This window comes from Enterovibrio norvegicus (assembly GCF_002876705.1).
Lineage (GTDB): Bacteria > Pseudomonadota > Gammaproteobacteria > Enterobacterales > Vibrionaceae > Enterovibrio > Enterovibrio norvegicus_B.
The window spans coordinates 1-20,115 of sequence record NZ_MDAG01000057.1 but is presented as its reverse complement, the minus strand read 5'-3'; the positions used below and the strand labels follow the sequence as shown (position 1 = coordinate 20,115).

The 20,115-nt window shown below is 47.0% G+C and carries 18 protein-coding genes and 1 tRNA gene; 5 read left to right on the top strand and 14 right to left on the bottom strand.

All coding sequences use genetic code 11. The annotated features are described in order from the left end of the window. Positions 1 to 118: 118 nt before the first annotated feature. The 10 genes from BCT27_RS19635 to BCT27_RS19590 all read right to left on the bottom strand — a co-directional run bounded on the left by BCT27_RS19635 (position 119) and on the right by BCT27_RS19590 (position 11,101). Entirely contained in the window at positions 119 to 1,282 is a 1,164-nt protein-coding gene (locus BCT27_RS19635; protein ID WP_102396541.1) for a hypothetical protein, read from the bottom strand. A gap of 8 nt (positions 1,283 to 1,290) precedes the next feature. Then, positions 1,291 to 2,085, bottom strand: a complete 795-nt coding sequence (locus tag BCT27_RS19630) for an outer membrane lipoprotein-sorting protein (RefSeq protein WP_102319482.1) — start codon at positions 2,083 to 2,085, stop codon at positions 1,291 to 1,293. 19 nt (positions 2,086 to 2,104) lie between these two features. Beyond that, a complete protein-coding gene (locus BCT27_RS19625) occupies positions 2,105 to 4,426 on the bottom strand; it encodes an efflux RND transporter permease subunit (protein WP_102396540.1) in 2,322 nt (773 codons plus the stop codon). Positions 4,427 to 4,695: 269 nt separating this feature from the next. Beyond that, on the bottom strand, positions 4,696 to 5,466 hold the full coding sequence (locus BCT27_RS19620) for a TetR/AcrR family transcriptional regulator (RefSeq protein WP_102319480.1): 771 nt from the start codon (positions 5,464 to 5,466) through the stop codon (positions 4,696 to 4,698). A 337-nt stretch (positions 5,467 to 5,803) separates the two neighbouring features. Then, positions 5,804 to 6,751: a hypothetical protein gene (locus BCT27_RS19615; protein WP_102396539.1), complete on the bottom strand. Its 948-nt coding sequence runs from the start codon at positions 6,749 to 6,751 to the stop codon at positions 5,804 to 5,806. Then, positions 6,748 to 7,479: an SDR family NAD(P)-dependent oxidoreductase gene (locus BCT27_RS19610; RefSeq protein WP_102391757.1), complete on the bottom strand. Its 732-nt coding sequence runs from the start codon at positions 7,477 to 7,479 to the stop codon at positions 6,748 to 6,750. The genes BCT27_RS19615 and BCT27_RS19610 overlap by 4 nt, the downstream gene beginning before the upstream one ends. Positions 7,480 to 7,484: 5 nt before the next feature. Further along, positions 7,485 to 7,907: a MaoC/PaaZ C-terminal domain-containing protein gene (locus BCT27_RS19605; RefSeq protein WP_102391756.1), complete on the bottom strand. Its 423-nt coding sequence runs from the start codon at positions 7,905 to 7,907 to the stop codon at positions 7,485 to 7,487. Positions 7,908 to 7,921: 14 nt separating this feature from the next. After that, a complete protein-coding gene (locus tag BCT27_RS19600; RefSeq protein WP_102319476.1) occupies positions 7,922 to 8,170 on the bottom strand; it encodes an acyl carrier protein in 249 nt (82 codons plus the stop codon). 62 nt (positions 8,171 to 8,232) lie between these two features. After that, a complete protein-coding gene (locus BCT27_RS19595; RefSeq protein WP_102396538.1) occupies positions 8,233 to 10,035 on the bottom strand; it encodes an HAD-IIIC family phosphatase in 1,803 nt (600 codons plus the stop codon). A 49-nt stretch (positions 10,036 to 10,084) separates the two neighbouring features. Further along, positions 10,085 to 11,101, bottom strand: coding sequence for a polysaccharide deacetylase family protein (locus BCT27_RS19590; protein ID WP_102396537.1), 1,017 nt, complete (start codon positions 11,099 to 11,101; stop codon positions 10,085 to 10,087). A 353-nt stretch (positions 11,102 to 11,454) separates the two neighbouring features. Here BCT27_RS19590 and cmoA point away from each other — a divergent pair, with 353 nt between their 5' ends. From cmoA to BCT27_RS19565, 5 genes are all read left to right on the top strand, one after another. Beyond that, positions 11,455 to 12,183, top strand: coding sequence for a carboxy-S-adenosyl-L-methionine synthase CmoA (gene cmoA / locus BCT27_RS19585; protein ID WP_102396536.1), 729 nt, complete (start codon positions 11,455 to 11,457; stop codon positions 12,181 to 12,183). A 67-nt stretch (positions 12,184 to 12,250) separates the two neighbouring features. Beyond that, the gene (gene cmoB / locus BCT27_RS19580) at positions 12,251 to 13,222 is read left to right on the top strand and encodes a tRNA 5-methoxyuridine(34)/uridine 5-oxyacetic acid(34) synthase CmoB (protein WP_102396535.1); all 972 of its coding nucleotides are present in this window, start codon (positions 12,251 to 12,253) and stop codon (positions 13,220 to 13,222) included. Positions 13,223 to 13,313: 91 nt separating this feature from the next. Further along, positions 13,314 to 14,075: an ATP-dependent zinc protease family protein gene (locus tag BCT27_RS19575; protein WP_102391752.1), complete on the top strand. Its 762-nt coding sequence runs from the start codon at positions 13,314 to 13,316 to the stop codon at positions 14,073 to 14,075. 38 nt (positions 14,076 to 14,113) lie between these two features. Continuing rightward, on the top strand, positions 14,114 to 15,619 hold the full coding sequence (locus BCT27_RS19570) for an inactive transglutaminase family protein (RefSeq protein WP_102319471.1): 1,506 nt from the start codon (positions 14,114 to 14,116) through the stop codon (positions 15,617 to 15,619). Between the two features lie 4 nt (positions 15,620 to 15,623). Continuing rightward, on the top strand, positions 15,624 to 16,610 hold the full coding sequence (locus BCT27_RS19565) for an alpha-L-glutamate ligase-like protein (RefSeq protein WP_017008277.1): 987 nt from the start codon (positions 15,624 to 15,626) through the stop codon (positions 16,608 to 16,610). A 92-nt stretch (positions 16,611 to 16,702) separates the two neighbouring features. On the opposite strand, the gene BCT27_RS19560 is transcribed toward BCT27_RS19565, so the two are convergent. The 4 genes from BCT27_RS19560 to BCT27_RS19540 all read right to left on the bottom strand — a co-directional run bounded on the left by BCT27_RS19560 (position 16,703) and on the right by BCT27_RS19540 (position 20,081). Next, a complete protein-coding gene (locus BCT27_RS19560) occupies positions 16,703 to 17,635 on the bottom strand; it encodes an exopolyphosphatase (protein ID WP_102319469.1) in 933 nt (310 codons plus the stop codon). Between the two features lie 194 nt (positions 17,636 to 17,829). Then, positions 17,830 to 18,798, bottom strand: a complete 969-nt coding sequence (locus tag BCT27_RS19555; protein ID WP_102391749.1) for an arginine deiminase-related protein — start codon at positions 18,796 to 18,798, stop codon at positions 17,830 to 17,832. A gap of 228 nt (positions 18,799 to 19,026) precedes the next feature. Next, positions 19,027 to 19,521 (bottom strand): Lrp/AsnC family transcriptional regulator, encoded by a 495-nt coding sequence (locus BCT27_RS19550; RefSeq protein ID WP_102319467.1) that lies wholly within the window; start codon positions 19,519 to 19,521, stop codon positions 19,027 to 19,029. A 483-nt stretch (positions 19,522 to 20,004) separates the two neighbouring features. Then, a tRNA-Met gene (locus tag BCT27_RS19540) sits at positions 20,005 to 20,081 on the bottom strand. Positions 20,082 to 20,115: the final 34 nt, after the last annotated feature.

The window sequence follows — 20,115 nt, the reverse complement described above, 5'->3', positions numbered from 1 at the left end:
GTCCTGGGTCCTGGGTCCTGCAGCGATTCTTTGAAAATAGGAAGCGCCGTCAAGCTCTAGATTTTGCTCCTCCTAGGATCTAGGTCCCGCTCTTCCTAGGACCTGTCTTTTAAGACCCCTAAAAATACCAACTCACTTCCGCTTCGACAAAGTCATCACGCTTTAACGAATAAATCGGGTCAGTGACGCGATCTGAATTGAACATCCAGCCTGTGACTGTCCAGCTCCAATCATTCGAGAAGCGACCGCTCGACTCCAAACGCACTGTCATGGAATCGGTGTCATCTAAATCAAGTGTCCCACCAAGCAAAAACTCAGTGCCATCGTGATCGTTAAGTACCCAACGAAGTCCTGCAAACACATCGTTTTGACCGGCGACAGGTGCGCCTTCACCGCGACTGTCGTAAAGGTATTCCACTAAGAAACCCAGATCAGTAATGCCTTCGTTCACACCTACGTAGGTGTATTCAAATCCACCAGTAAACGCCGTGTTGGATTCCAAGCTGTAACGACGGATAGCCTCCGCTTTCCACAGCCAATCACCGTATATTGCTTGCACATCAAGGCCCACTTGAGTCATAAGCGCATAATATGGCGACAAGCTATTGAAAAAATAGGGGTCTCTATTGGTGCCATGAAACACACTCAAGCCCACATCCCAATCATCCAGCATGGTGCCATAGCGCGCAGCGACATCGGGGTAAAACTCTTCGTGGCGAGATTCATACTGCGCATCTGCATCGCCCGCACCCGGAACCGCCAAACGACCATCTGTGCTGGCGAATGTGCGTTCACGAAAATACGGAAGTAAATACAGATCCAACAGACCCGTCTCCAGCTCTAGCCCGAGACTCACCATCGGCTGACCCAACTTCACTTCACCATCAACCGCTTCAACGGCGTCGGTTTGGTTGATGACATCGACAAGGTGCTGTGACTCTGTCACGCCCCAAAAGACAATACCCACGCCGAAACGCAGTTCGTAGTTGTCGTCATAATGCATCAACAAGGCTTCACGCACATCGCCATGGGTGCGTTCATCATCCATTGAATCCCAGCGGAAGAAAGGGGTGAACGTAAAGCTCGTGTTCCCTTCTTCACTTTCCCAATAAAGCTCAGGCTCAATGGCGATCGACGTTTGGCTTTTATCCTGACCTTGAGCCCCTGTCTGTCCAAATTGACGCTGTTGGAAGCTCACCTCACCCTCAATGTCAAAGGCATAGCTGGGTGAGAGGAAAAGAGGCAGCGCAAGCAGCGCCGCCAATGACAGTCGTATATTCATCCTGACTCCTAGCGAGCGCGCTTCAAGCTAGATTTCGAGAAGTCACCTTCGTCTAACCCAGTCTTAAACGCCAATTCCGTGGTGGTCAGTTTGGTCGATTTCCCTGTCTGATGGTTCACCATCATCATGGTGTGCGCACGCCAGTATTGGTCCAAATATTGTTTGTAGTCGCTGAAGGTCAGCGTTTTCAACAATGACTTACGGCGGTCATAAAACTCGGTTTTCAGCGGACGATAATGCTCTTGGTCAACCCAGACTTTCTGGCTGGTGTAGCCTGAATATTTGTCTGTTGGTGTTTGCACAATCACATAGGTGTTTTGTCCATCAACTTCTTCTTCACCCACCAAGTCAAAGGTGTACTTCTCAAGCTCAAAAGAGCTTAAATCTTCGTAAGCAAACTCACTGCCCATGAACGGCCCAGACTTGTTGCGTGATGCAATACGTTTCACGCGCTTTAAGGCTGGAAGATACAGCCACTGATCGTCAGCACCCGTGATGTGTGAATAGTTAAGGAAAACGGTACCGCGCACATCGCGGGGCTCATCGAAAATCGTCAAACCCTTATCGCCATCAGCTTCCACTTCGAGCGTTTTAATACGCAACTTACGGTCGCTGGTGTCGCCGTTTGCATTTTCAAGCAACATGGTCATTTCGGCGACAGTATCGCCCCAACCTTGGTCACGGACTTTACGCTCTTTGGCGATTTCCAATCCCTTCACTTCGTCAGCCGTCACAGGCGCTGCCATCGCCATCATGCTAAATGCAATAACAACGGCTTTTGATAATGTTCTCATTGTTTTCATTCTTATCTCCTTGAATTCGTTATTGCGCAGCTTCTTCGCTAAAAGGCTTAGACTCATCGGCATAGGCTTTCTTGTCTGCTATCAAGAGCACAGCAGGTAAAAGAACAAAGTCCACGATGAGGGCAATGAAAATCACAATGGCACTGAGCAAGCCCATGTCACTGTTCAATCGGAAACCTGATGTTGCTAGCACGCTGAAACCCGCCACAAGTACGACGGTGGTGATCCAAAGTGCACGACCCACAGAGTCAAAGGCATAGCGGATACCGTCTTCCACATTGCGCCCTTGCATACGTGCATGGCGATATTTGGTCAAGAAATGCACCGTATCATCAACCACAACCCCCAAGGTCAATGTGATAACCACCGAAAGCCCTAAGTTGATTTCTCCCGATACGATAGCCCACAAACCAAAGCCCAATATCGCTGGCACCAAATTTGGTACGAGACTGATGACACCGAGACGCCATGAACGCAGTGCGAACACTAGCAATCCTGAAATCAGCACCAATGCGATCGGTAGCGTCTTCAACATGCTGGCAATGTTCGTTTCACCAATGTGCGCGAACATAAGGTTCGGGCCCGACGACGCCATTTCATAGTCAGGCGCATTGGCTTTAAACCAGGCATCCATGCGATCTTCCAGCGCAATCAATTTCACGCTGCCAAGGTTATCGGTAGTCAGCACAAGCTTGACGGCAGATTTATCGATGTTCACTTCGTTGTTCAAATCAAGCCCGTAAGGCAACGACATTTCATACAACAACAAGTATTGTGCCGCGAGCTCAGGGTCCTGAGGCAATGCGTAATATGCTTTGTCATCACCGTGCATGTTCATGTTCAAACGCTTGAACGTGTCTGAAATCGACGCGACATGGTCCGTTTCTGGCTGTGTACGTAACCATTCCGTGAAACCTTCAACGGCATTCAAAAACTCAGGGTGTGTGATCCCTTGAGGTTGACCGGACTTGATGGAAATACTGATCGCAGTTGTACCACTGACCGTTTCTTCCATGTAATCCGCCGCCTGACGGAACGCATTGCCAGAATCAAAATATTCAACGGCATTGTCATTCGCATGGTTTTGCATCAACAACACGGCACTCAGTGCCACAACAATGGCACTGACTGGCAGAATCTTTCTGTGATTCGCAATCACGGTATCTGCTACCCACGCCATCACCTTGTTGCTGTTTTTACGCGCTGGTTTGACCTTGAACGGCATCAACTGAAGCAGTGCTGGCAATAGCGTCACAGACAGAACAAACGCGATCATGACCCCCAAGGCTGCAAGGTTACCCATGTCTCTCAACACAGGAGAATCCGACGCATTCATCATTAGGAAACCAATCGACGTCGTCACAGACGTGATTAATAGCGCGAGGAAGTTAAGTTTGAGCGCATAGTTAATGGCTTCTGTTTTGTCTTTTCCTTCACGCAACGCATGCACATATGACGTAATCAAGTGCACACAGTCAGCCACAGCCAACGTCATTACCAAGGTCGGCACTGTCACCGTGCCGTTATTCAAGTAGTGCCCTACCCAACCAAGCATGCCCATGGTGGCTGCAATCGTCAGCACGATCACCAGCAATGTCGCGACAACAAATTTCCAAGATCTCAACATAATGCCGAGGAACACCAGCACAACCAGAAACATCATTGGCACGAGCGTTTGGCTGTCTGCTTGTGCAGCGTCAGCAAAGGCTTTGTTCATGGCGATGATGCCAGCCAAATGGAAATCCACATCGGGATATGTTTCGTGGGCTTTCGCTAATACCGATTGCGCAAAGTTAGCCACTTCCTGCACTTGTGCAGTTTGGTCACCATCTGGCAATTGGAATGTGATATTTACGATGGCAGCTTGCGCTGTTTGGCCAACAATAGCGCTAACCAAACGCGGTTCATTGAGTGCGACATCGCGGATGTAGTCGATTCGCGTTTCATCGAGTTCGTAATAATCAGGCGCGAGATCTTCCACGAGGAGATCGTCATCTTCTGCAGAGGTGTGTTGATAGTTGGTGATGGAATCCACGCGACTTGCGTATGGTGTCAGCCAAGCCTCGTCTGTGAGTTGCTGAATCAACGAAAGGTTGTCTTTTGTGAACACGTCTTTGTTATGTGGCGCAACCACAATGGCAAGCGTGTCTGTTTTATTGAAGGTGGCTTCGAGCTCTTTGAATGCTTTTAATTGCGGATTCCCTTTATCGAAAAAGATTTGGTAGTCGCCTCGAAAATACAAGTTCTGACTGCCCATCGCTGCCACAACTGCAAGCAACACACTGAGGATCAAGAATAACCAAGGACGCGCCGTTGGCATTCGATATAGTTCTTTTTTCATCACACACTCCGTTTGTGACGATTCGTCAAATTCTCTGCTTTAAAAAGCCAAGTGATATGGCTTAATACTTCCGGAACATGGACTTCAGTCACTCGGACCCTGTTCAAGCAAAATATAAATACGCGTTCACATGAATAAAATGTAGTTCGTTGTTCTACGTTCTCCAATTGACGCTCCGTCAATTTCTGACGAAACGTCAATATAGTACAATTTTATAACATGTTAAAGCTCATTTTGACGAATCGTCAACAATGATACATCTTTCGCAACTACGATTGATTTTCGAGCAGGGCGATTTCTTTTCCGAAGAGGTCTTTTTCAGCACGTTCCCACGTTTTCTGATAATCAAAATCACAAGACAAAGGTGCCCAGTGCATGCCATCAAGGAGGAAGTTAAGATTTTGAAGCACAATATTGGTACTGAGTTGACGAGAGACACAACTGCTCTGCGTTGCATTGTTCACCAGCGAGCTGGTGCCAAATGCCATCGCCCAGTTAGCAAACACAATACTGTCACTCGTGATGCCTGGAGCAAGGGTCAGATCGCCTGAGCTTTGGCCAAGTTCGATGAATTTGTCACCAAACGACACCACTAACTCTTCCAGAGCATTAAGCTTTTCTAAGCGTTCTGGTGCACTTTTTTCAGTGACAGCAGGTGTGCGACTCACCAATGCGCACATGGCCAGGATGGGAGAGAGTTTGGAGAAAAGGTGCATGCCTGTATGCATGGCTATCAACTTTTCACGGCTTGTGCCTTCAAAGTCGAGCGCGCGTTTGAACAGCGGGATTTTTTTCCCTAACGCTTGGATAGCAAGCGCAGCAAACAAATCTTCTTTGCTGTTAAAGTGGTTGTAAATCGTCCCTTTAGAATACGGACTGGCCGCTGCAACTTTATCCATATTCAGTTGCGCAAACCCTTCCCTAGCCACAATGCCACATGCAATATCCAATAACTCATTTTCACGCTCACGCATGGCCACTTGCTTACGGCTTAATGTCGTGTCATCACTGCTTAGATTTATAACTGCTTGCTCTAACATTGTGAATATCCTCAAGAGATCCTTACTTTTATAGCATAAATAAGAAATAGAATCGCAGTCATCCCTCACTTTCTAGCGTCACGTAATCAACAATTATTCTACTCATCAGAATGAATATTCCTTTAACCAGGGGCTGTTGAACTTTGGTGGTTGAATTTTGTTCTATCGAAAAATTATCGGCAAAACAACTTCTTTGGAAATGAGATGGCAGCTAATTACGATTCATGTGTTCCTGTTGGACATCACGATAAAAACGCCTTCAACCCAAATTAAAGGCAGGTCTCATGGAACAATTTCGCCTCATTTGGGCAGAGTGGAATGGTGACAATCAGGTGGTTTAGGTACAGAGAGGTTGCAGGTCTTTTGCCCAGCGCAGTATCATTTCTCGCGGCCAAATCATCAAGTAGCTTTTTGGTATGTACATCCTTTGCGCATATAAGCGCTGGCGCTTTTTGTTTTGCAAGGCAACATGCAGGGGGTCATCGCATTCCTCTAGAAGATAAAACCTTGCGCCGCCAGATTCAGGAAGTGTGCGCAAATACATCATCTTAGGGGATGCTTTTATTACTTCTGGATCCCAAAACCAACTTTGCGCAAAGATCCCTGAAACATGTGGTTCTGTCTCTAGGCGCTGAGCAATTTCCAGATAAAACTCTCGCCAACCCGCTTCAAGAAAATGAGGGTTTTTTCTTCGATCTTCCATATGAAGTTCGTACATGTGTTGTCTATCTTTGATCTTCCTCAACAACATATCTGCTGCTGAGAAGAATTGTGCAATACCATTAGCAGTGAGGAAGCGTCGCGGCAATGCTCTCATCTCATAATGGCAAATTGAGCTGCTAGGCCACATGTTTAACGCACTGATTGCCAGATCTTTTCTGAACAGATCGCTCGTCGTATCAGGCTCATAATCGCCCGCGATCATGCTATCCACTAAATACCCATACCACTCCATGACTGCATCGATTACGCGCGTCGGAAGCACTTCAAGATGACGATATTGATCATCAATAGGTGCTGAATCAAGCGAGCGTAAGCTGCTTAGCATGAGATCAACGAGTACCAATTGATGAATATCAGCCAACACCTTCGCACTATGTGTACCCGCTAACTCTTCGATCCAACGCTCCATATCATCAGGAAAGAGAAAATAGGCACGTCCCTGCATCTTCCCCTGTACAAAAGCGATGTATTGTTGGCGAAGATCAGGCAAGTTGACAACCTTGCCATCTAATCGACTTTCAATCAGCTCACGTAACTCATCGAGCAGTGTTTGCAAGCTCATACACACTCTCCACCCGTTACGGAAAGGTTCACGCCATTAATGTACTCCGCCCCGTCCGAGAGCAAGAAAGCCACTGTAGAAGCCACTTCCTCAGATGATGCATTCCGTCTCATAGGGTGAGCGGCGGCGTTTTGAATCACCATATTATTAGGAATATCCTGCAAGAAAGGCGTATCCACCATTGATGGCGACACCGCATTGACACGCACACCCTTAGTGCCAAACTCCGCGGCCAACGAACGCATCAGCCCCAACTGAGCATATTTAGCAATGTTGTAATCAGCCATTGCTGCTGGCGGCATGCCTAAGGTAACACTGCTCAAAACAAACACGACTCGTGCATTGCCGCGTTTAACCATAGCTGGAAGAAACGCTTTGGCAATCATCATGCTGCTCATCATCTGAACGTCTAGTTGCTCTAATATTTGCTGACGCGAAAGTTTTTTGAAACGTGTCAATTTCAGTCTTTGCGCTTGCGCAAACACAAGATGATCAGGGCTATTACATAATGTCGTTGCCTCAGAGATAAATGCCTCACAACTGCCAGCATCGCTTAAATCTGCCCCAAGAACATGAAGGTTACCTTGCATGGATGAGCGCATGTTTTCTAGTGCTGCCACATTGTGGCAACCGTGTGCGATAAACTGATTGCCCGCACCATCAAGGGTCATTAATACAGCTTTTCCGATATCAGAACTTGCACCTACAATTATGCTTGTTTTACCCATGACAATTACTCACCCTCATCAATTCCTGAGTGGATCCGAGCTCTTGATACCACCTTTCCATTCTGATTTCGGATAGTCGCTTTGATCTCTATGCGTTTTAGTGCTTCGTGCACTTCGACTACCTCACCCTCTACCGTTAGTACATCGCCAACAAAAACTGGCCGGCTAAAGCGTGTTTGAATATCTTGCAACAGGGCATTTTCACCCGGTAGATAAACCCCGACCAAGGTGGAATACAATGACGCCGTCATCATGCCGTATACGACCACACCTGGGTGCCCTCGCTTTTTAGCATGTGCCACATTGGTATGGAGCGGATTGACATCGCCGCTTACAAGGGTAAATGCATGCAGTTTTTCCTCCGTGATATCAGCCAAAAACTGATGCTTCACACCTACCGTGATGTTGTCGATGCTGTAGTGATTCATTCGCCCGTTTCCGTTTAAGCTGCTTCCAATTTGCGCGAAATTAAATCAACGGTGCCACCCACATCTCCGGCTTGATTTAACTGCTCGATCTCAAGCAAACTAAATTTGATGGCCAATTCCTTTTCGATGGCATCAATGATTTGTATCTGTGCCAACGAATCCCAGTCTTCCGCGTCATCTGCAGTCGTATCTCGTGTCACCACTAAATCATCCTCGTCCAGTACATCAGCAATGATCCGAGAAATTGCGTCTAAAATATCCATATCAGCTCCTTTCATTAATTCGCGTAAGTAAACCTAGACGATGTTAGGTTCTTATTTGTGCTTCATGGCTCGTTAGCAATCGTCAAAGGAAGTGCATGTTCAACTGGATCGTCATCAAGCACATAGACCCACTGAGTATTTCCGGCGTCATCCTCTGACAAACGCTGAAAGCCCAACGAAGCATAGTGCTCGCTCACTAAGCCATTTTTCTTACTCGGCATATACTGTCCAACCAATTTACGAATATTGCGGGCTCTCGCATGGCGAACTAATTCAGAAAACATTGCCATTTCCATCTTGCGCTTGAACACACGACAACTCATCAGCCACAGATCGATAGTCAGTGTGCTTTCATCTTCAGTTCCGATAATCACAGACACAATGCCATTGTCGCCAAATTTGTCGCGCAACCGACCATAAAGGGAAAGGTGATGGGGTGAATGCATAACAGATGCCATTTCTTGCGCGCTATAACGCCGAGTCGTGAGGTTAAATTGATTGGTTTTATTGGTGAGCTGAGTAATGCGAGCTAATGACAATTCGTCGAATGGCGCGATCGTCGCGTGCATATCTAAAGATTGCAGATAGTCATCATAGTTTTCAAATTCTCGTCGAAGCTGCTGACGTTCTTGATTGTGGCCATACATGGCAGCACGGGAAACATCCTCTGCACTGAGAGACACCAATTCAAATAAACTGGCCTTATCCAATGTCGCAATGTATTGCGTGACATCCTGACCAATATCAGGCACAACAACAGAGCACAGATTGCTTCCAACCCATTCTCGCTCACTGGCGTTGTCATCAAGGAACACCAGTGAATCTAATCCTATGTTCAGTGACGTCGCAATCTGCTCAATGTTTTGATCTTTATTGTTCCAGTTAGCTTTGAACTCACTGAAATCAGAAAGAGAGAGTATCGAGTCAGGATGCGAGAACCCTTGTTGTGCATTTTTAAGTTCGTTCTTACTGCACACCGTCAGTAAAACACCGCGCTGATGAAGTGCCTTTAAATACTGCTGCACTTCTGTGTAGGCTTGAGCTTCAGCGCTCTCATGGCCGATCTGAATGCCTTTCAAACCATCATCGCCAATCACACCACCCCATAAGGTGTTGTCCAAATCACACACAAGTGCTTTTTTACTCAGCCCTAATCCAGCCATGATCTGGCTGGCGATACTGTGCCCCAATTCAGGAAACGCATCGCTGTTCATCGCATATTTATAAGCGTACCACTGCGTTTTGTTGTACCAGCGAGCTAAACCAAACCATGCTGCTAGATAGTTCAGATCGTGCAAAATGAAATTGGCATTTGTCTCTGCGTATTCTGCAAATTTTTCATTCACTGCATGGGTAAAACGTGTTTTACCGACTGTCACCGAGGCATCAATATTACCCAATGGGCGAGAGAAGGGTAATTCGAAATTATTTTGAATGATGGTGGCCGAGTACTTACCGAGCAAAGCAAGCCAAACACTTTGAAAGTGCTCAAAGGTGCTGGCGATCTTATCGTTCACTTGCGAATCACTGTCTGTCAGTTCAGGCCATGACGTTAGGTTCACACTGCTGGTATGAATATAAATGACTTGCGGATTGAACACGTCAAGCGCGTCATTGTCGAACACTGACTCTTGATAGAACTGATTATAATCAGACTGATAGATATCAACATTGACCCCTGCATCTAAAAGAAACAACTCAATGTAGTTAGCCACCTCACTGGTCGTAGAGCCGCCCAAAATCGCCACACGCACAGGTGGTGTAGAAAGTGATTCTTTCAACCTACGACGCAGCTTTTTTTGTCGACGTTGAAGCCAAGCTACATCTAATGGGTAGGCGATTCTAGCATTCGCAGATTCTGTCATTTACGTCCTCATGCACCCGTTTATTTCATTCACTAATTTTTCATTTCATTCACGAACGTGTTTTACCCATAGCCCAACGTAAGGTATCCACCACACCCGAAACGGTGACGATAAACTGATTTAACGAACGGCTGTCCATCACCAAGTTTCGTTTCAACTTCAATGGGTGCTCAGATCTTTCATTCAGGCCTTCATCTAACGTGGTCGCTGTGCGTATGCCAAGAGCATGTAGCTCTGGAATATGTTCAGGAGACCAAATCCCACTTGGATAACAAAAATGTGCACGCGCTTTTTGTGAAGAAAGCTGCATGGCTAACACGTCTCGGTTTGTTTGTATTTCACGATGAATAGATTCGCAGTCAATCGGTAATTGATGGGTATGGGTATGTAATTGAACATCCGCCAATGGAGAAGCGAGCGCGGATTTCAATTCCGTGTAATTGGCATTGTGAAATTGTTTTGAAGAAATGGCGTCGTCACTCACGTCCAGTGCTTGAGCAATCGCGTGCAAGAAGGCGTTTTTTTCTTCATCATTGAAGGCTTTCATCACCCTCTCGACCGCACTGACTTTCGTGGGAGTATCACCGGAAAAATGGTACTGCTGTTGACGGAATATCACGTCGAACGCATCGGTCGGTTTTTGCCACAGCCAATACTGAAGTACGACATTCACAACGGGGATCTGATGGTCGCAATAATAGGTGGTGACATACACGGTGGCAGGGAATTGATAAGCCTGAAAAACAGGCAGCAATTCTGTAATGCTTGAACGCCAACCATCGTCGACGGTGATCACGACAGGGTATTTGAGGCGAATATCCCCACGTAGGTGACGCTCAGCATCATCAAGGCTGACGACATTAAAATGAGATCGATTGAGGTATTCGAGCACTTCAGTGAGCTTGTTTTTAGAAATAAATACGCCCGGCCAAAACTGATGTTCATCTTTTACTGACATGGAGTGGAAACACAATATGACAAGCTTGTCTCGATGCCAGTAAGAGAGAATTCTGGCAATCCCAGTGATGACGAGAAGTGAATAGATAGCTTCCCTTAACCTTTGCATTCTCACCCTCTCCAATCAGCGTTACCCTTACCAAAGGATGCGCTAGCAATAACATGGTAAAGATGACTTACACCCTCCATCTTAAAGTATAGATGTTGGTTTCTTTTTTGCACCAAACATATGAAAAGTGAGAGGAAAAACAATGAAACTCAAATGTGCCAACAATCTAGGTAACACATACGCGCAGAGAGTGATGAGACTGGTGCTTCACACATAGAGACATCTCAGGGAAAATTCTCTACAATACGCGCCCTTTTGGTGTTTGCTGGATGCTGATGCCACACTTGTATTTTTCACCGCATGTCAGGATCTGGAAAACGTGCCGGTAAGCATAGTTTCAAGGCAGGTTTAAGATGGCCAATCACGACAATATTTTTGCTGCTCCTATAGAGAAACTCGGCGATTTCACGTTCGATGCTAACGTCGCTGAAGTCTTCCCCGACATGATCCAACGTTCGGTTCCGGGCTACAGCAACATCATCTCTGCCATCGGTATGCTTGCTGAGCGCTATGCCTCAGACGGTTCAAGCATCTATGATCTTGGCTGCTCACTGGGTGCAGCAACGTTATCGATGCGTCGCCACATCAGTGCGCCGAACTGCAAAATTATCGCCGTTGATAACTCTCCAGCAATGGTTGAACGCTGCCAACTGCACGTTAACGCTTACCGTTCAGAAACGGATGTATCGGTTATCGAGAATGATATTCGTCATGTCGATATCGAAAACGCCTCTGTGGTTGTGCTGAACTTTACGCTTCAGTTTCTAAACCCTGACGATCGCCAAGCCCTGCTAGAACGCATTTACGCTGGACTAAAGCCAGGCGGCATTCTGATCCTGTCAGAAAAATACAGCTTTGCTGATGAAACAGCGCATGAGTTACTTATTGACCTTCACCACGATTTTAAACGTGCGAACGGTTACAGCGAACTCGAAATCAGCCAAAAACGCAGCGCACTTGAAAACGTGATGAAACCCGACACCATCGATTGCCATAAGCAACGTTTGAGCAATATAGGTTTCAGCAGTGTTGCTGTGTGGTTCCAATGCTTTAACTTTGGCTCTATGTTTGCCATTAAGTAAATCAGGTACACAACGCGCGCTAACCTACAGCACTCATTAAATACATTAACAGACAGACTTATACGCCATGTTCGACTTTTCTGACTTCTACCAACTCATCGCTAAAAACCGTCTTCAAAACTGGCTGAATGTCTTGCCAGCTCAACTGGCGGAGTGGCAAGAGCTTCCGCACGGCGACATGCCAAAATGGATGCGCGTGCTAAAGAAGATCCCAACAGACGCACCATCCTCGTTTGAACTAAAAGACAGCGTAACGGTTGGCAGCGATGATGAGTTACCAGAAGGTCAGCGTTCTAAGTTGGAAAACTTGCTGCGCTCATTCCACCCATGGCGTAAAGGCCCATACCGCGTTCATGGCATCGACATTGATACAGAGTGGCGATCAGATTGGAAATGGGACCGCGTGCTTCCGCACATTTCTCCGTTGAAAGGTCGCTATGTTCTCGACGTGGGTTGTGGCAATGGTTATCACATGTGGCGCATGCTGGGTGAAGGCGCAGAACTCACCGTAGGTATCGACCCGTCTGAACTTTTCCTCGTTCAATTTGAGGCGATCCGTCGCTTGATGGGGAATGACCAACGTGCGCACCTTTTACCTCTAGGGATTGAACGCCTGCCAGAGTTAAGAGCTTTCGACACTGTGTTCAGCATGGGTGTGCTTTACCACCGCCGTTCACCGTTGGACCATTTGATTCAATTAAAGAACCAATTGGTAAAAAACGGCGAGTTGGTTTTGGAAACACTGGTTATTGATGGCGACGAAAATGCGGTATTGGTTCCGTTTGACAGATATGCCCAAATGCGAAATGTGTACTTTTTCCCGTCGGCTAAAGCCCTGAAAGTATGGCTCGAAAAGGTGGGATTTGTTGATGTGCGCATTGTTGATGAATGTATCACTACCACCGACGAGCAGCGTACGACGGGGTGGATGACCCACAACTCGCTTCCAGACTACTTGGATCCTAACGACCCAACCAAGACAGTAGAGGGCTACCCGGCACCGAAGCGTGCTATCCTTGTAGCCAAGAATCCTGACTAATCTATGACATAGGGCGCTTCTCGCGCCCTTTTTTTCAGGCTAGACTAACGCCCTAAAATCAACTCCTTAATCACCCAGCACGGAGCTCCTCATGCCAACTCGCATCGGATTGCTGATACTTTTTTCTGCTGCACTTTCTGGTTGTACGATCACGTCACAACAGCAGCATCAGCAAACCTTGGACGCAATAAACAAGGTAGAAACGTCAATTCAAGACGACCTCTCAACGCTCAATGGTGGACTCACAGAGCAACAAACTCAAATCACCACGCTAGAATCGCAAGTGAATGAGCTGACAGAAACGCTCAATATCATGCGTAAAAACCAAGCACGAGAAGCAGCGAATCGCCCTGAACCCGAAATTGTCTACGTTGAAAAGAAAGTGCCTGTGCCGTTGGCTGACAACAAGGCCATTTTGGGTGAGCAAGAGTGGATATGGATGAATGCGGCAAACGCCAATTTCAAAGCGCGCATCGACACCGGCGCAACCACATCATCATTGAACGCCACCAACATCCAAGAATTTGAACGCGACGGTAAAACATGGGTCAGTTTCACCCTCGCGCACACCAAAAACGAAAAAGGCGATATTGAGCCGGAAGAATCTCTCGAAGCGCCTGTAAAGCGCTGGGTGAAGATCCGCCAAGCCTCCTCTGAACAACTTGAGCGTCGCCCTGTCGTCGAACTTCGTGTTCGCCTCGGTAACTTGCACGAAAAAGCGCAGTTTACCTTAGCTGACCGCTCACACATGGAATTCCCAGTCTTGTTGGGTCGCGAATTTTTCAAGGATATTGCAGTTGTTGATGTCAGCAAATCATATATCCACGCGAAATACGTAGCCGACGATAAATAAGCCACTGAGTCAGTATCAGTGCAAAAAACGAGGACAAAATGACTTCACGCGTTCCTTTCTACTTACTCATCACCATGCTGATCATTGTTGGTCTCGGCATGAGTTTATATCGTCATGATGTGTACGGCGTGCCGTGGACAGCGGGACAAGAACATCAAGTGTGGGAAGTGGAAGCCCGCGTTGAATTTCAGGCAAAAGGCGACCCTGTTAAGATTTCACTCGCCACGCCAGACACACAGCAAGGTTTTACGCTGATCAATGAGAACACAAGCTCGCCAGGGTATGGTTTTGCATTGATAAACACGGAAAATGGACGTCGTGCAGAATGGACGAAGCGCGAGGCCAACGGTAACCAAATCCTCTATTTCAAAAACCAAATGTTGGTGGATGAAAACGCGAAGTTCCCCACAGAGCCGCCTATCGGTGATGCCAAGCCCGTCGTGCTTGATAGCCCATTAATGACCGCGGCTGAAGCCATGCTGTCGCAGGCGCGTCAACGTTCTGCGGATAACAGCACGCTAACGCGTGAGTTGATTAAACAGTTCAATGACAATGAAAGCCAAAATGCAGGCTTGCTGACAAAAGAAATGAGTAAAGCGGATGCAATCTCAGCGATTCTTTCTTTAGAAGGCATTCATGCTCGCGTCGTCGGCGCGCTGCAACTTGAAGATGGTCGTCGCCGCCAAAGCATTATTCCAATGGTCGAAATTTGGAATAACGACAAGTGGGAACTGTTTAATCTCGATACGGGCGCATTAGACACAACCAAGAATCGGGTGATCTGGAATCAAAAAGGCACCCCACTGCTTGAAGTTATGGGAGGCACGAATAGCCAAGTCAGCTTCTCCATCATCGCGCAAGATATCAGTCCGCAACAAGCCACGGATGAAAAGATCCAAGCTGAAAGCCTGCTGAACTTCTCGATCCACAGCCTACCCATTGAAGAGCAAGCGATGTTCAAAACCATCATGCTTGTTCCTATTGGCGCGCTGATTGTGGTCATGCTGCGCGTACTCATTGGTCTTAAAACGTCAGGCACCTTTATGCCTGTTTTGATTGCAGTCGCGTTTGTACAAACGCAATTGGTCCCAGGCATTGTTGGCTTCTTGCTGATCGTGGGTACGGGTCTGATCATCCGAAGTTACTTGTCGCGGCTGAACTTGTTGCTCGTTGCGCGAATATCAGCCGTGATCATTACGGTGATTCTGATTATTTCCGTGTTCACCGTGGTCGCCTTTAAGATTGGTTTAGTGGAAGGCTTAACTATCACCTTCTTCCCAATGATTATCCTTTCTTGGACCATCGAACGTATGTCGATTCTTTGGGAAGAGGAAGGCGCGAAAGAAGTGATTGTTCAAGGCGGTGGCTCTTTGCTTACAGCCGTGCTGGTTTACATGGCAATGACCAATGATTTCGTTCGCCACATTACGTTTAACTTCATCGGTATTCAGTTGGTGATTCTGGCGGTAATTTTGATGCTGGGTAACTACACGGGCTATCGCTTGAGCGAGCTAAAACGCTTTAAGCCGCTGGTGAAGGATTAACGCCATGTTTTCTTTGCTGACGAAAAAATTTACGTCCCCTTTTAAGCTAAACCGCGCTGGCATCATGGGCATGAACCGACGCAACATCAGCTACATTGGACGTTATAACAACCGGAAGTTGTTCCCTCTAGTGGACGACAAGCTCAAGACGAAAACCCTCGCACAACACGCGGGGGCAACCGTGCCTGAGCTTATCGGCGTCATCAGCGAGCAACACAGCGTGCCATCCATTCATGACATGGTGAAAGACTGGCCAGGCTTTGTTATCAAACCCGCGCAAGGCTCTGGCGGTAAAGGCATTCTGGTTGTTACCTCAAACCAAGATGGAATTTACAAAAAGCCCTCAGGCACTGAAGTTAGCAAGATTGAAGTTGAACGCCATATCACCAACACGCTTGCTGGTCTTTTCTCCCTTGGCGGAAAAAACGATGTCGCAGTGGTCGAAAACCTGATTCAATTTGACGATGTCTTTGATGGTTTTAGCTACGAAGGTGTACCTGATATTCGCGTCATCGTGTTCAAAGGCTACCCTGTCATGGCGATGATGCGTCTTTCGACATCAGCTTCTGATGGGAAAGCGAACCTTCACCAAGGTGCTGTGGGTGTCGGTATTGATATCGCCACTGGAAAAGCCCTTCGCGCCGTGCAATTTAACCGCCCTATCGAACATCACCCTGACACGGGTCGTGCGCTGTCAGAATTGCATGTCCCTCACTGGGAGCAATTGTTAACCCTTGCTGCCAGCGCATGGGAAATGACAAGCCTCGGATACCTAGGCACAGACATGGTGTTGGACAAAGAAAAAGGTCCGATGGTGCTCGAACTTAACGCGCGTCCGGGTTTGGCCATTCAGATCGCTAATGACTGTGGCTTGTTACCGCGTCTTCGCCATATTGAACGTATGGGTGTGCTCGCCACACCGCCAACACCCGAAGAGCGTGTGGCTTACTGCGCGAAACACTTTGTAGGCACGTACACGCCATCCAATTAGCGATCGTGTTTACACATGACGAAAACAGAAAAAGTCGGGCATGCCCGACTTTTTTATTGTTATCCGTTATGCCATTCGGCTTATACGTGGGGCTAGCCGTCCGTGTTGATCCTCACGATAAGATCATCTTGGATCTGCGCCGCCATTTCGTTCGGCACTTGGCAGGTTCCTGCGTTTTCATGTCCACCGCCGCCGAAGTTCAACATCAATTCACCAATGTTCGTCTTCGATGATTTATCGAAAATGGATTTACCACACGCGAATACGGTGTTTTGCTTTTTGAAGCCCCACAGTACATGGATGGAAATATTGCACTGAGGAAACAACGCATAGATTTCGAAGCGATTCCCAGCCCAAATCTTGTCTTCATGGCGAAGGTCGAGGATGACCAAATTTCCGCATATCGAACCACAACGACGCAGTTGCTCTTGAAACTTCTCTCGGTGACTAAAGTACAAGTCTGCGCGTTCTTTCACGTCGTCTAGCAACATGATCTCATCAATGCCCTTATCACGACAGTGGTCGATCAAATCCATCATCAATTGGTAGTTTGAGATGCGGAATTCCTGAAATCGACCCAGCCCAGTGCGGGAGTCCATGATGAAATTCAGCAAGCCCCATCCTGATGGATACAACACTTCGTCTTTGGTGTATTGCGCAGAGTCACCTTTGTCCACTTCTTCCATCATTTCGTCCCACTCCGCAGGGAACGTACTGTCTCCGCCAAAGTGCTTCCATACAACACGCGCCGCAGAGGGGGCTGCAGGATCAATAATATGGTTAGGGCTGAGTTCTCCGTTTCGGATCAACTCAGAAGCATGGTGGTCGATACAAAGGTGTGCTTTCGGGTTGTAAGGAAGGTTGGTGGTTATGTCGTACTCGTTGATATCAATCACACCATCTTGCATATCCTTCGGATGAACAAACTTGATGTCGTCAATCAAGTCGATGTGCTTGAGCAGTACCGCACACACTAACCCATCGAAATCGCTTCGAGTGATAAGGCGGTATCGTCTTTCCGGCATAGCAACTCTCCCTTATCGAGGTGGAGACATTCCCCTCTCATTGCTAACTAGCTTATTCTTATAGACTCTCTTAAGGATAAGACGGATACCCAATTGTGCAACTAATTGCTTTTATACCCAAACAACCTCAAGGTGCTTGTTCAAAAACAAAAAGCCCCATCAATAGATAGGGCTTTTGCTGAAAAGCGACCGCATTAGCGAGGAAGGAAATTTTCCGCCAGCATACAGCGCACGCTCCCACCACCAATGGTCTCTATGGTAGACACATCAATAGGAATCAATTGGCCATGATGACGAAGCACATCTTTCTGCTCCTTCGTGAACGCATTGTAAGCGGACATCGACATCACAATGAGCTTTTCATTTTTGTCATTACGCAGCTGCAAAATATTGCCGCAGAAGTGGTTCATCTGTTCTTCGGTGATTGAAACCACGTCTTTCGTTTTCTGAAGTGATGACAGAACACGACGACGCTCGAATTCCTCAATGATCTCATCACAGATCACCGAAAACCCTTCACCCACAGCCATCATTACGTTGGAGTGGTACACAGCCTGCCCTGACGCCATTTTCGTGTCAAAAAAGACCACATCGTTGAATCCCGCTTCATCCGCAAATTGCTGGAGTAACTCACGGTCACATCGCACAGATAACGCGGCGTAAATGGTGGCGTTGATATGATCCATGATCATGACACCGGTGCTTTCTAGAAAAGATTGAGGTGCCTTCAAGTCACCAATTTCCTGCACATTCAGAACATTGAAGCCTTGCGCGACAAGTGACGAGACCAATTGTCGCGTCCTCACTTCTCGACGGCGGTTTTCACATGCCATAGGAAACAAATACACATCACCCGTCGGCGAGGTAGAAAACCAATTATTGGGAAAGACGGCATCAGGCGTTTCATCTTTGCCTTGTTCGTAATTCATCACCGTCACGTTCACACCATGACGACGAAGCAACTCAACCATACCGTTAAATTCCAACAGAGCTTGTTGACGCACTTGTTCGTCCGTCAGGGCCAGTTTTTTTTGAAATTCATTGTCTGCGCTGGTTTCAGCATTAAATTTGAAATCGACAGGCGGCACCATCACAACCGCATTGGTCGAGTGCACATATTCTTTTGGAGCAGGGATCATATCTCTAAGCGCTGGTGCGACCATCTTACACCTCAACATTTTATTAACATTGTTATTATGAGGTTTATTTTAGTAACACTCTGAAGAGACATTTACCTAAATTGCAGAAACTCTTTGGCCACCCAAAGGTAAATAACCTTAATGATATTGAACATGTGGGTAATTTACCTTTATAGCACAGAATCACCCCGTCACTTTCTCTTAACCTAAACAGTCTAAAGGTGGTGGTTCAGCGAGCGTGTGTTGACGAGATCAACAGGGAGATATTAACTCAGGATTAATCCCTGCACTTCGTTTGTATTCAGCAATGACGATTTCGCTGCGTGTTTGGATAACGCCAGGTAGCTGAATGATTCGCGTCGACATGAATTGTTGGTAGGCTTTTATGTTTTTGACGCGGATTTTAATCATTGCATCGAAATCACCAGACAAAGAGTAACACTCTTCAATTTCGGGGATCAGTAACGCCGATTTTGCGAATTTATCAAAGATCGACAAGTTCGTTTGGTCAAGCCGGATATGGATGAATACTACAACCTCTAACCCAAGCTTCTCAGCGGAAATATCCGCGTGATAACCCGAGATATACCCCTCCCTCTCTAGCCGCTTAACGCGCTCCGAACAAGGCGTTGTCGTGAGGTTCACCCTCTTTGCTAATTCAACGACAGGTAATCGCCCATTAGATTGCAAAATTCGAAGGATCTCAATATCAATGCGGTCGAGGTTCGACGTATCAGAAACTGCCATGTAAGTTCTCTCATCTGTCCTAGATAACCAGTCTAATAACCTAACACAGAGAAATTACCTATAGAAGTGGCCAAGTTAAGGGAATAGATATTGAGAAGAGAAATAGCAAAAACGAAGAATGCCTAACTTTACAGTCCGATATTTCGAGCATGATGTGGGTGACGGATTTGTACGGGCAAACCCTTTGCAACGGCCTGAGGGTGATGCTAATACATGGCGTAAACGAAGAAAGCCTGACTTTGCAGCCCGATATTTCGAGCGTGATGTGGGTGACGGATTTGTACGGGCAAACCCTTTGCAACGGCCTGAGGGTGATGCAAATACATGGCGAAAAAGAAAAAAGCCTGACTTTGCAGTCCGATGTTTCGAACGTGATGTGGGTGACGGATTTGTACGGGCAAACCCTTTGCTACGGCCTGAGGGTTATGACAATCCATGACAAAAACGAAAAAAGCCTGACTTTGCAGTCAGGCTTTTCGAAAGTGGTTGCGGGAGCCGGATTTGAACCAACGACCTTCGGGTTATGAGCCCGACGAGCTACCAGACTGCTCCATCCCGCGTCCGATTGACCGTTTAAAGCACGGCGTAGGCTTT